The 12,564-nt window shown below is 57.4% G+C and carries 8 protein-coding genes and 2 pseudogenes; 6 read left to right on the top strand and 4 right to left on the bottom strand.

Features of this window, described 5'->3' with window-relative positions:
- Positions 1–353: 353 nt before the first annotated feature.
- Positions 354–812: a hypothetical protein gene (locus FJ492_RS27505; protein WP_140773416.1), complete on the bottom strand. Its 459-nt coding sequence runs from the start codon at positions 810–812 to the stop codon at positions 354–356.
- Complete coding sequence (locus FJ492_RS27500) at positions 809–1,600, bottom strand: hypothetical protein (protein WP_140773414.1); 792 nt, start codon at positions 1,598–1,600, stop codon at positions 809–811. Before FJ492_RS27500 ends, FJ492_RS27505 begins: the two co-directional genes overlap by 4 nt.
- A 416-nt stretch (positions 1,601–2,016) precedes the next feature.
- Here FJ492_RS27500 and FJ492_RS27495 point away from each other — a divergent pair, with 416 nt between their 5' ends.
- The 3 genes and pseudogenes from FJ492_RS27495 to FJ492_RS29360 all read left to right on the top strand — a co-directional run.
- Positions 2,017–3,360, top strand: coding sequence for a DUF4365 domain-containing protein (locus tag FJ492_RS27495; RefSeq protein ID WP_140773411.1), 1,344 nt, complete (start codon positions 2,017–2,019; stop codon positions 3,358–3,360).
- Positions 3,357–4,805, top strand: a complete 1,449-nt coding sequence (locus FJ492_RS27490) for a hypothetical protein (RefSeq protein ID WP_140773409.1) — start codon at positions 3,357–3,359, stop codon at positions 4,803–4,805. Before FJ492_RS27495 ends, FJ492_RS27490 begins: the two co-directional genes overlap by 4 nt.
- Positions 4,806–5,440: 635 nt before the next feature.
- Positions 5,441–5,686, top strand: a pseudogene (locus tag FJ492_RS29360) (IS110 family transposase); the annotation flags it as partial.
- 236 nt (positions 5,687–5,922) lie between these two features.
- On the opposite strand, the gene FJ492_RS27480 reads toward FJ492_RS29360, so the two are convergent.
- Both FJ492_RS27480 and FJ492_RS27475 read right to left on the bottom strand, forming a co-directional pair.
- Positions 5,923–7,530 (bottom strand): hypothetical protein, encoded by a 1,608-nt coding sequence (locus tag FJ492_RS27480; protein WP_140773407.1) that lies wholly within the window; start codon positions 7,528–7,530, stop codon positions 5,923–5,925.
- Positions 7,531–8,039: 509 nt separating this feature from the next.
- On the bottom strand, positions 8,040–9,500 hold the full coding sequence (locus FJ492_RS27475) for a caspase family protein (protein WP_181166779.1): 1,461 nt from the start codon (positions 9,498–9,500) through the stop codon (positions 8,040–8,042).
- A 539-nt stretch (positions 9,501–10,039) separates the two neighbouring features.
- Between FJ492_RS27475 and FJ492_RS27470 the strand changes: the two genes are divergently transcribed.
- The 3 genes and pseudogenes from FJ492_RS27470 to FJ492_RS29005 all read left to right on the top strand — a co-directional run.
- Positions 10,040–10,975 carry a hypothetical protein gene (locus tag FJ492_RS27470; protein ID WP_140773405.1) on the top strand — a complete coding sequence of 312 codons (936 nt, stop codon included), beginning with the start codon at positions 10,040–10,042 and terminating at the stop codon, positions 10,973–10,975.
- Positions 10,976–10,992: 17 nt separating this feature from the next.
- Positions 10,993–12,097: pseudogene (locus tag FJ492_RS27465) on the top strand (IS110 family transposase).
- 89 nt (positions 12,098–12,186) lie between these two features.
- Positions 12,187–12,564 (top strand): hypothetical protein (locus tag FJ492_RS29005; RefSeq protein ID WP_210241557.1); only part of this gene is annotated, 378 nt, incomplete at its 3' end.

Genomic DNA, 12,564 nt, shown 5'->3' with positions numbered 1-12,564 from the left:
GCTGAGGATACCCGGTCGGCCAGCGCCTTGTGATCCGCGACACGGGGGTGCTTCAATTTGCGGACCTCGTCGAGAAGCTCGGCATTGCGCTGCGTGCACTAGATTGAACCAATGGCAGCTTTGCGCCGTCACTGTGATTGTTCCCGCAAACTTTGCTTTGACCTAAAAGCCGACGTTCCGCGGAGGGGCTTGGACGGAGGCTTAAGCCTACACTTCAGGATTACGCAGACCAGGCCAACTGCCTGGCGCATCGATCCACATTTGCTGCGTTCCGCGGCCCCGCGTCTTGAAGGCAGGACCTGTCAACGAAACTAAACGCCTGCCACTCAGCGCGGTGCTGGATGGCGACTTAGCTACGACCGGAGCGAATTTATCGCCGTTTGAAGGTCGGCAACCACGGTGGGGATGCTAAACACCTTTGCTGTTATGCCCTCATGCGCCAGATCATTGCGAACGGCATAGTAGTCGGCGATCTTGGTGAAGTTTTGCGATCGCATATCGAGCAGCACGCGCACTCTATTCAGAAATGAGGTTTGTAGCTTTGTCCCGTTTAAAAGCGTCTCCCATGCTCGCCTGTGGCGAAAGAGCGGCTTCCCGGCTCTGGCTTTAACGGCCGTATCGGCGCGGTCGGTGATGTATCGCTCAAATGTCCCGAAGATGATGAGAAAGTATGCGCCATCGTTGATACGGCGAAGTTCGGTGTATCGTGCTATGGCGTGCTGGTGGTTGCGCACCGTCGAGCGGAACAGTTTGCGCGCATAGTCTGTGTCAAGCTGCGCATGCAGTTGACTTGCGAGAATTAGCTCTCTCATTGGATCGCTGCGATAAGCTGCTGTTGGTCAAGCATCACGGCCTTCGAGCCTGGTGAGGAGTAAATCATCCAGATTGGGTCATTTGGCGTGTCGCTGGCGTTTATGATAGTCGCGCCGCCGCTGGGCGTGAGCACGTCGACTCTGCCGTTCGCGCCAATAACCCACAGACCAACAGGAAAAATTGTCGCAGCGACACGCGTCCCCTTTCGTATCCGCAACATGGGAAGCTTCACAGCGGCCACTGCAAAGCGCTGCATCATCTCTTCGTTCATCGAAACAGTCTGCGTCCGGTCAACCGAGTAACCGTGCGGTTCCACCCACCCCTCGATTTGGGTGAAGAGCGCTTCAACTTGCTCGACCCATCGGGCTACGCGCTCTTCCACCCTCGCGCTATCAAACTTCTGCGACGATCGCCGGTTGGAAATGTCCGGGTTAACGCCGGTCTCGACCACGTCGGCCAAGCCAAATTGAGCGTCAGGCTCGTTCCTGCCCGCTGACCAGATTTGCAGCGTGAGACTGGCTCGGTCCAAAAGCCAGAGTTCCGTTCGATCGAACGGGTACCCCCGGTCGGACGGAAAGCGAGCCCACTTCTCCAGGGTTTTCCCCGGGCCGCTGCCGGTCTTGCTTGCGCTGCCCAGCTTGACCTGCACTGCCACGAACTGTCCGTCCGGGTCATTGTAAGCGAAGTCATAACCCGGATCGTTGGTTTGCTCTTCTCTTTGATCGGGCATTTTTAAGTGCCCTTCATCGCCGCCCGACAGGATGTCGGATTCACGGAGATTGGGCATAGTCCGGCGGGAACCGCCAGGCTCAAAAACCAGCTTGCGGTGATCCTTCAACAATAACCGAGGTTGTAACAATTGGCACCCCCGCGCACCGTATTAGCGCAAACTCGTCCCCCCGCGAAGATAGGACTCAATACATTCGGAGTGCCGGCTTGTCCGCGTCGTCGAGACGAACACCGCCAGCGTGTACCCTGACGAGTCCGGTGATGTCGAAGCGTTCAAGATCGGGCTCGCCCCGCGCTGATGGTTCGTCTCGCCGACGGACAAGAGATATTCGGTTCCAGTGACGGGCTCACAGTGTCGATAATTCGCTCGTCAGGAGCGTTCGCCCGCGAAATTGATGAACGTCCAAGGTCGTCGTATCTACTTGTAGACGACTCCTGTTGATTCTCTCGGCTCAGGAAGTCTTGGGGGAGTTCATGTCGAAGAAGATTGGGCGAGCGGATATTATCGGCGAGAAAGGCATCGCCCATATCCGCCAGATCGTATTGAGCATGGGTTTTATGTTCTACGAGACCGGCGGTGTCGAGGCTGGAATTGACGGTTACGTGGAGTTGCGTGACGACACCACCGGGGTGGTCAGCAATCTGAGTCTTCAGGTTCAAGGCAAGGCGACCGAGCGCAGCCGGTTGCAGGCGGAAACGGATTCTTCCTTTGAGTTTCCCGTTACGGATTCTGATATTCAGTACTGGATGCACGGAACGGCACCCGTCCTGCTGATCGTCGTCAAATTGCAGGATGGAAAGGCGTATTGGAAATCCATCAAGGAGTGGTTTGGCAATGCTGAGAACCTCTCGTCCAAGAAAGTCGTCTTTGACAAACAGCAAGACGCATTCAACGTCGATGCTAAAAACGCGCTCGTTTCGGTAGCAATCTCTGTCCGTCCAGGCTCAACAGGTCCTAGCGTACGCCTTCAGGAATCCTTGCTGCTGAATCTGTTGGAGGTGGACTTCGCCAACACGATCTACTGGGCACCTACGGACCACGGCTCCGACAAATCATTCGGTGCGGCTCTGCGCAGTCTCGATGCCAAAGCACCCTCTGAGTGGATTGTGAGAGAAAACGCGGTCCTATCCTTCCATGACTTAGACAAGTGGCCCTGGAACAAGGTGTGCGACACTGCCGCGCTCGAGGAATTCGACACGTCCGAGTGGTCGGATAGCGATGACCGCGATCGCGCTCGGGATTTCACCGCACTCTTGAACCGGACACTCGGAGAATTCACTCGCCCAAACTTGTACAGGGATCGAGACTCAAATGTCCTTTTCTTCACGAAGCCCAAGAACCGCGAGAAACTGAACTACCCGTATCGGAGCCTACAAAACACCACCACTCGGCGCGTAGTCGGCCCATACGGCCGGCAGCGGTCGAACCCAGCCAACCCAGCATATTTCCGTCACTCAGGTTTCCGTGCGCAGTTCGTTTGTTACGCTAAAAAGTGGTTCGTAGAGGTCACTCCCACATATCACTTCACCAGAGATGGGTGTGAGCCTGACCTGCTGTCGGGAGAACACCTCAAAAAAATCAAAGAGCTTGAGAACAACGCGGCTGTGATGGGACAGTTCGTGATGTGGCGCGCCTTCCTGACGACGCACAGGGCCGGCGGAGATCTGCTCACAGAAGCCTATCCGTTCCTTCGCTTCCGTGAGACCGCCCCAATGGAACTGGAGGTAGGAGTGCCCGATAAGTTGTGGGCATCGCAAGAACCCAACGCCGCCTCGCCGCTCTTCGACTTCGACAAAATGCAGGAAGGGGTCGAATGAGACTATCTCATCTAGCAGAGCCAGAGTTGGAATTCGCAGGCGGGCTGCGACACACCGATATTCGCTTCGGTGTTATGGACTACGGTCCGTTCGACCTGAACACGCAAAGTGCACCCAACCGCATCAAACTGGGAATCATCGGAAGCGCCGAGACGTTGGAAGGAACCGCCAAGTGGGTGCAGTCCTGCTCTGAAGGCTTCGAGGCTAAGCCGAGCAGGCAGCCCAACCTCTTTCCAGCGTTTCCCGGTCTTCGAAATGATGAAACCTTTCACTGCGACTTCTTCACATCGAGTGAACTCCAGCGAAGCCTTCCTTCAAAAGAAATCGGAAGGTTGGCCGCGATCCCCGGGCAGAGAGAGGTCACCCGGGCTGTGGTGGAATCCATGGTCGAGGAGATCTCCGTTCTGGCCGAGCAGACAGTAAAGCCGGATGTGATATTGATAGCGCTGCCGGTAGAGATCATCGAGAGGACGGTGAACGCGAGGGAGACGCTTGACGAGGACAAGGATGAGACTGAGGCCGGAGGAGACCTAGACTTCCGTGGCATGCTGAAAGCGGCCGCGATGCAGTTCCGCATCCCGATACAGCTGATCTGGCCTACGACGTACGATCCGTCGTACCGCATCTCGAGAAAGCTCAAGGAAAGCAGCCAACGGCGTACGCAGGATGCGGCAACCATCGCCTGGAACCTTGTGACTGCGATCTACTACAAGGCAGGCGGATTGCCCTGGCGCCTTGCGCGTGATGCACGTGAGCGCAGGACGTCATTCGTTGGATTGAGCTTTTACAGGTCTATCGATGGCGAATACGTCCATACCAGCACAGCGCAGATGTTCGACGAACGAGGCGAGGGCCTCATCCTCCGCGGTGGCCGGATGGTGGAAAGCGAAGAAGATCGCTCACCCCACCTCAGCGCGGAGGACGCGTATACCCTTCTCCGGGACTCTCTGAAGGTGTTCCGCAAACAGCATGACCACTACCCGGCGCGGGTGGTCCTTCACAAGACATCAAAGTTTGACCGCAACGAACTGGATGGCTTTCACAAAGCGATAGACGAGCGAGATATCGACTACGCAGACTTTATTTGGATTCGGAAGTCGATGACCCGTCTCTACCGACTCGGCGTTTATCCGCCGCTCAGGGGTAGTCTACTGCGGATCGATAAAGACCAGGCGCTGCTCTATACTAAAGGCAGTGTCGAGTTTTTCCGAACGTACCCCGGAATGTACATCCCAAGGCCGCTTCTGCTTCGCTGTCAGGTTCTCGGCCAGCCTCTCCAGCACATAGCCCACGAGACCCTGGCGCTGACAAAAATGAACTGGAACAACACTCAGTTCGACAACGGGCTCCCCATCACGATCGCAGCCGCCCGGCAAGTGGGGGAAGTTCTGAAGTACGTCGGTGAGGATCAGGAGATAGCACCCCGGTACAGTTTCTACATGTGACTTACCGATCCCAAAGCACGGCAAGGTGCATGCGGACTAGCTAACGGGATCGCGGTATCGATGCGCGTGTTGCGATCCAGGTATTCTCAGATTCCATCGTTCGGTTCCGGATCTGGTATCAGCCAAGGCCGCCCCAAATGGAGATTCTGTATCGAGGCTCAACTTCGATAGCGCCACACCTGTCGCCGAGCGTGTCGATCTCTGTCGCAGGGCGAGCCTAGTCAGGGATCTTATCGAGCGTTTTCATCGATCCAAATGCCACGATAACTTGGATTGCTAACCATAGTCCGATCGGCGACGAGCGCTGACCAGGCAACCTTGCGCAGTCCTCATCCCGGCTACAAGCGGAACCGCAACGGCGTGAACTAAAGAGAGCATGTGCGCGCTAGATCAGTAAACGCGCCGCGGCAGAGTATGAACTTAGTTTTTCCACACAAGCGTGCCTAAATCGGCCACTGCGAATGTGAAGTCGGAACGGTATTGAGGGTCGGAAGGCGCCGTTTAGAGTAACCGCCTCCGACGGCAGCTATTCGATGCTCGGCACCTGAAAGCGGACCGTCAGAATATGATGCGGTGGACGGCTCTCCTCCCGCCCTGCGGTATGATCGTGGGGCCAGAGCTGGAGGAGATCTATGATGGGCAACGTTGCGACGATTGGTCTGGATATTGCGAAGTCAGTGTTTCAAGTCCATGGGGTGGATGCGGCGAGTGAGGTTGTCGTTCGCAGGAAGCTGACGCGTGGGCGCGTGCTGGCATTCTTCGAGAGCCTGCCACGTTGCCTGGTCGGTATCGAAGCCTGCAGCTCGTCGCATTATTGGGCGAGAGAACTGACTGCACGTGGTCATGATGTCCGGCTGATGCCGGCACAGTATGTGAAGCCCTAGCCCGTCGCGCATCTGCCGCGAGACTTCTGTCTCAGGTGGGAGATCGAAGTGACCAAGTTCCCAACCGACCTCGTTGTCGGCTCTCAATGCTATCAGCTGGGCGGAATCCTTTGCACCTGTTTGCGCGATAAGCCTGTCGAGCGCCGCACGCTTCCTGCTCAGCGATGTTTCGAATTCGTCGGACATGGCCCCGTTCCAAAAAAGATTGTGGAAGCATTCGGAAGTTGGATCGCCTAATTGTCACTCCCTTGCCGTTCTTGCGCTGGCATCACTACCGCCTCACGAGTCAGCCATCGCATGCCAGAGGGCTTCGGGAACGTGTCGAAAAGCGGTCGCTCGTCGATCGGCTCACGACCTGGGTTTCTGTCATGCACCGACCAGAGGCTCCAACCCTTGTACTCTGGATGGTGAAGCCAGAGTTCTACCGCTGCAATCAGAGACGAAGCAGTCGCGGTGGAGAGAAGACCCTCAAAATCTTGTATATGCATGAACCCGACGGGGATGAGATCCTCCTCGATAATCTCAGCCCCTTTCGCCTGCCGGATCTCATGCGCAAGCCGAAATATCTCTGCTTGTAGCGTGGAAGACATGTCTGCCCACGTATCCAAGGTCAGCAGAACGCCCTTGATCGCAAGTGAAAATTTAAGGTCGCCGTCCACGTGACCGAGCCGCCGATGTGCGATGTGACGCCATACCTGAAAGATGCCATAGGCGAGATCAGTCAAACCCTCTGCTTCGGCAGCCGATTCGGCGAATTTTGACGCATGAGAAGCCCTCTTCGCCTTGCATTCGATCAGCAAAGAAACTGTCCCGCCCGAGAGCAGCGCGAGATCCGACGATCTATAGTTCATGCCTTTTTTCGGCGCGTATGGCTTCTCCCGGATGGCGGTAATCTCAGGCAGGAACCCGTCGATGAGCATAGCGACGTAGTCCTCAAAGCGCTTGCCCATTTGTTCGTTGATGCCGCCGGGCCCGACAATGTCGTAGTATATGCCGTTGCTTATCCGCAGAGTTATCAGCGCCGGCAACGGCGCCATTAGGTGAGTACCGCCGGGAAGCACAATGCAGGGACTTAGGCGCAGTGCGCTCTTTTTATAGCCAGTAAGGCCGGCCTCGCCGCGCAACGTCGATGCCGTTCTCCTGGCTTGCAGCAAAGGCAAGGAGAGCTTTTTGAAAACGATGTCTCGTTCCCTTTCGCTGATCTTGACCTCGCTCAGGTCGATGCTCATCGAAGCGAACGGCCGATCCTGGAGATGAGCTCGCAGAGCGAACCCGCAAAACGCAAACCGTTCGACTGAAATCCCGACATTCTCCTCGAACCGCGCCAGCGCGTCGGGAAAATCGAAAACAAAAAGAGAGCGATAGAGCTGAAGGAAATAGTCATATCCACGCTGCCAGGGAAATTGACGCTGCGCCAAGTGGCCGACTAGGTGGAGGATATTCCCGGTTTTCAGCCAAACGCCGTCTTCGGCGTTCTCTAACTCAACGAGCTTAGAGATCAGCGCATTCGCAGCGTTGTGATTTTGGACGTTCAGCCTTCGCGGGCCGGATTTCAGAGAGGTGGTCAGGTATTCGTTAACAAGAGTCTCTAAGAGCCAGGGGGCAAAGCGAAAACGTTCCTTCGCTTGCTCCATCTCCTGAGGGCCAAAGTTTGGGCCGAACCGGCGCGCGCGGCCGAACTCTCCCTCGTGCAGCGACGCAAGCGACCAAACCAATTGAAGGAACTCGGTCGGCTCGGCGATGCTTAGGAGATCGCGCAATTCTTTCCTGAATCGGTCCCGCCTCCGCCTTAAGGCGAACGTCGATAACTTGTCGGGATCATCATCGTCTGGAACCGCCATCGCGTTGCCAGCATACCCAAATGCAGACTGCGAGTTCAAAGTTTCCCTGTTTGTCCACATCTGCTCAAAACGTGTGGAAAAGTGTGGCCTGTCAGGCGGGGCGGAATATCAGGAATTAACAGACCGGGTCCTAAATGCCATTACGCCGCCGGCTCGCGGGTGCTTTCAGTTGTGTATGTTTCCAGGAAAAGCCCGCCGCCAGGCTGTCAGCAGAATGACGACAGGTCCGGCGAACGGCTGCGCCCCGTCCGTTTTGTGATGCCGACCTAATATTGTTGAGCGACCGCTACGAAGGCGCATTGCTGACCGGCAGATTTGGGGCCCACAACAGACAGTCCGCCTTTGGATAAACGGCTAGAGAAACCTGCCGTTCGACTGGCCGGAATCCAACGGCCGCTGACGTCCCCAAGTCGGATACTCAGCCAACTCTCCGCAATGCCGAAAGGCGGACGTTCGTCGCCAAGTGTTTCCGCAATATGAGGGTCCACCTCGCCGAGGCGACTGGAGCGTCAGGCCTTCCTAACGGTATAGCCGAGCGGGACCTTGATCTCGCCCGCTGCCGCCTCAGGCGGCGTGTAGGTAATCTTGAGCGAGCGACTAGGTACAACTAACTCTTGGGAGAGCTGCTCCTTAAGGTCGGCCGCGGTTTTGCGGGAGTAGAGCCTCCCTTCCTCGTCGTCAGTCGCCCACTCCTCGCCTTCGGGACGAAGAACATCGGTGCCATCGACATAGACGGCATCGACCCGATAGGCGTCCTTCACCTTCTTCGTCGCGACAGTGACCGCCAACTCGTGGCCGCGGCCAGGCAGCGCGTAGAACTCACCACGTGACGCGACAAGCGTTTCAGCAAGGAACTCGAAGCTGTCTCGCAGAGCGGCGTGCCTACGTAGGTCGAACAGTTCGTTGAACAGATTAGCCTTGATCTTCGACCTGAGCTTCGCCTGCGGATCGAAGAACACCTCGAACAGCATACCGTCAAGCAGCGCCTTGCGCTTCTCTTTCGGGTATCCCGACGTCATCTCGAAGAACGATCCGACATACGCGATGGCCGAATTCGATCCTCCGCACGCGGCTTGGTAGATGTTGCGCCCGAGCACGAACAGATTATTGTCGGCCATCTTCTTCACGCTCTTGTCGCTGAGGCGACCGAGCGCGTCGTTCTGTGTATACCAATTGTGGCTTTTGAGGCCCTTGATGATCTTGTGCGACGGCTTGGTTTCGTCGACCACGAACAAGGCGTCGACGAGCGATGTCTCACTATAGGCCGTCACCACCTTTCCGAGGCTCAGGTTGAAGAAAAAGTTGCCCGAGAGCGATGTGTGCTCCCAGGAGGTCTGCTTGCCCCGCGTTTCGGCCGCGACTGTGTTCCGGACCTGCTTGAACATCGTCTCAATCGTGCAGTCCGGCTCGTCGATGTGCTGGAGAAGTGCCGCCGTATAGGTGCCGTTGCGCCCCTTGCCGTCTGACGCCAACTCACCGGGCGAGGTCGCGAAGCCAATGATGGTGCCCTTGGGAGCATAGACCGACGCCAAGCCGCGCGTCGCAGCTGTTCTGTTCCAAGCCCGCTCCCACGGATTATCCCTGCAGGCATCAAGGATGACGATCTTTGTAGAGGCGGGCGACTTCTCCATTACCTCAATCACCTTATCGAGCGAGACCGAGCTGTGCTTCGCCTCGGTCTCGTCGGCATTATCGGTATCGGTTGCGAGCAGGTAGTTGCGTCCGTCAATTTGCATGCCGTGACCAGCGAAAAAAAACAGGCCAACCTCATTGTTTTCAAGCAGCTTCTTAAATTCTTTCAGACTTTTATCCATCTCCTTATGTGTCGCATCTTTGACTACAATGGTGTGAAAGCCGTATGATTTCAGCTTGGCAGCAATGTCGACGGCGTCATTGGCCGGATTCTTGAGAACGGCCCCTTTGATGTAGTTGGCATTGCCGAAAACCAAAGCCGCCATCTTCCGTTTCATTATTTGCACCCCAAGCTTCTCGTCACACGCGGAGGAGATCTAGCTGAAGGTGACGCAAAGGGGAACGCCTTTCTCTGCGGTCGAGCCAGTCGGTTCGGCCAACCTCAGGGCTGGGCCGCAACAATCAGGCGAGGCGCTCGGCCGGCCTGTCGCGGAGACCTCCAATGCTTCAGCAAGTCATACTTGGAAGCCGCTTCGGCAAGCCCACCGTGAGTAGCACGTCGCCTAAACGCGTAGCCGCACTCCGAAGCGGTCCGGCAGGAATTCACCCCGATCATGCCGCCTGGTGTCGACCCCGTTGGCGCCGCCCCGGCCACTCTCGTCGCCAGGCGAAATTTGCCAACTGTCCGGCTCCCGATGAACAGCGGAAGCGGGACCATGAACGGACCCGTCCCGCTTGCGGGTACACCACACTAATAGCGGTCGCTGTCATCCCTCCTGGGCAGCCAGCGCCACGCTCAGACTTTCGCGCGAGATTGACATTTTACGTAACATAGGATATTTACGTAATTTGCCAATTTACGAGAAGGGCAGATTTTATGGAATTCCGCTCACCAGCCGTGGCTGCACAGCAAAATGCGAAGACAATCGCGTATCTCACGAAGAATCTGCGCGATCCTGAAATGGGCCGCAAGCAGGTCGAACTGCTGATCGAGGAATTAGGAAATGCAATCGACCAGTATCCCGACTGGCATCCTCTTCTGACAGCGCCCCCCCGCAATGGGGAAGAGCAAATCTCCAGTCTTTCGCAGGTGAAGGTCTACGAGGGAAACGATCATACGACGGAATTCGTGCGCGGGTTCGTCACTTGTCCTTATACGGAGGATGGAGCGGACAGGCTTGTGGACGTCGTCAGCCAGGTGCCGGGGCTTCAGGCACGGCGGCTTGAGCAGCCTCTTTATTCGGACAACGCCCATCCTGTTGTTGTCGTCGCCACGGACGTGAGCCTTGAAGCCGATGGTACCATACGCAGTCGGGACGCTCTCGTATGGTTCGCACAGCAGACTGCTGGCGAAGCGAGCGGTGCGCAGGTTGCCGAGACGTGGTGGAACATTCGCTCGAACATTCTAGGAAGCCCGCACGGGTCGCGCTCCTCCCTGTTTGTGAACCAGCATACTGGCGTTCACATGCGTAAGATCCTTGAGGCAATGAACGCCAGCGGCATGTTCGGACCGATCAAGGAATCGTCGCTGGACATGCTCCCCCGGAAGAAGCGGGACGCAATCAGCGACTTGCTAATCCGCACGGCAGTGAATAATTGGAATAAGACTGACGGTTCGCTTACCTTCGAGATGCGGGGAGAGACCTGCAAGGCGACCTTGCGCGACACTTGGAATGACAACCAGGAACTATCGGTGCGCGTCGAGATCGGCAAATATGACCTCTACGTGTCAGGTTTTTTTTATCCAAGCGAAAACAAAATCACACACACTGACCCTCGCGGAAAGCGGGAACTGGCTGAGAAGTTCCTCTAAGGGCGACATGATCGAGCTTGGGTCGTGAGACTCAAGCGCTCCATTTTTGCGGACTGGATGTTGCGGTGGACGAGACGGCGGTGTGCGTCGTCGACGAGCACGGTGAGGTGCATCTGACAGTCAAGGTGGAGACCGATCCCGATGCGTTGTTTGTAGCGTTGAAGCCGTTCGTCGCGCGGCTGCGGCGTGTCGGCCATGAGGCGGGATCACTGTCGCCGTGGCTGCATCCTGAGCTTTTGAAACGCGGACTTCCGGCGATTTGCCTGGAGACCCAGCACGTACGCGCCGCGATGTCGGCGCAGCGCAATAAGACGGATGCCGCCGATGCGCTCGGCATCGCCCACATCATGCGCACCAGCTGGTTCCGTCAGGCTCATATCAAGACGCAGGATTGCTATCGGATGCGGCTCTTGCTGACCCACCTGCGCAACCTGAAGCGCAAATTCCTTGATCTCGAAAACGCCGTCTGCCACTCGCTGAAGGCATTCGGCATCAAGCTCGGCGGCACATGGCGTGGCGCTTTCGACCACGCGGTGCGCACGGCAGTGGCGGACGATCCGCTGTCGGCCGAGCTGATGCACGCCATGCTGTCAGCACGCGCCGTGCTGTGGCGAGAATACTGTCGACTGCACGACCTGGTCGTGAAGATCGTCGCGAAGAGCGAACTGTGCCGGCGCTTCATGGCGATCCCCGGCGTTGGCCGTGACGGCGCTCTCGTTCATGACGGCAATCGACGATCCGTCGCGCTTTCGCCGCTCGCGGGACGCCGCGGCCTACTTCGGACTGACGTCACGGCGCTGGCAGTCGGGCATGTCGATCGACATCCAGGGACGCATCTCCAAGGCTGGCGACGCCGATGTGCGGCGCGCGCTGTACGAGGTAGCGTCGGCTCTGATGACGCGTTTCCGCGGCAGGGACAAGGTCAAGAGTTGGGGTCAGCAACTCGCCAAGCGCTCTTGTCATCGCAAGGCCTGCGTCGCGGTGGCGCGCAAGCTGGCGGTGATCATGCACGCCATGTGGAGCGACGGCACGTTCTATGTCGGTGATGTGACGGCGACTGACACCGAGGCCGCGCAACGCGCCCACACCAAGGACCGGCGTCTGCTGGGAGCGCATCGATGAGCGGCGCGACGGAACTTGAAACACATGGCGTCGGCAGGATGACTGGCGCCATCTAACACATAGCAATCCGCCCCGGCGGATGAGGACCGATGCAGACCAACAACGACGGAACGCACGTTATCTTGCCTGCGGCCGCGCCGATCGGAAGACGGCCGGACCGCGCTCGATTGCCTGTGACGCTGCTCCGTCAGTGCGATGGAAAAGTGCGCCGCGACGGATCGAGCGCTGCAACGCTGCAGCCCAAAGATCCCGTCGGAGAGCGCGGAGGACTGCTCGGCGCATCGGAACTCGACGCCAAAACGCGGGATCGTAGCCTAGAGAACAGATTCGTATATTATCGTAGCGACAAGGAGAAACGACGATGGATGCTAAGTCTCGCGGAGCACAACCGTAAGCGTCCGGGCGTTGCACGTCGCTCAAGTCTTGACAGGATTTCCGACTTTCCAGACCCAGGGCAGGAGTTCATC

The organism is Mesorhizobium sp. B2-5-4, assembly GCF_006441095.1.
Classification (GTDB): domain Bacteria; phylum Pseudomonadota; class Alphaproteobacteria; order Rhizobiales; family Rhizobiaceae; genus Mesorhizobium; species Mesorhizobium salmacidum.
Note: the sequence above shows the minus strand (reverse complement) of the source record. Positions and strands in the feature narration are given on the sequence as shown.

Bases quoted from the DNA above. Each gene is read 5' to 3' on its own strand.
- FJ492_RS27490 (WP_140773409.1), top strand. From the start codon at position 3,357: ATGAGACTATCTCATCTAGCAGAGCCAGAGTTGGAATTCGCAGGCGGG.
- FJ492_RS27500 (WP_140773414.1), bottom strand. From the start codon at position 1,600: ATGCCCAATCTCCGTGAATCCGACATCCTGTCGGGCGGCGATGAAGGG.
- FJ492_RS27495 (WP_140773411.1), top strand. From the start codon at position 2,017: ATGTCGAAGAAGATTGGGCGAGCGGATATTATCGGCGAGAAAGGCATC.
- FJ492_RS27505 (WP_140773416.1), bottom strand. From the start codon at position 812: ATGAGAGAGCTAATTCTCGCAAGTCAACTGCATGCGCAGCTTGACACA.
- FJ492_RS27470 (WP_140773405.1), top strand. From the start codon at position 10,040: ATGGAATTCCGCTCACCAGCCGTGGCTGCACAGCAAAATGCGAAGACA.
- FJ492_RS27480 (WP_140773407.1), bottom strand. From the start codon at position 7,530: ATGGCGGTTCCAGACGATGATGATCCCGACAAGTTATCGACGTTCGCC.
- FJ492_RS27475 (WP_181166779.1), bottom strand. From the start codon at position 9,500: ATGAAACGGAAGATGGCGGCTTTGGTTTTCGGCAATGCCAACTACATC.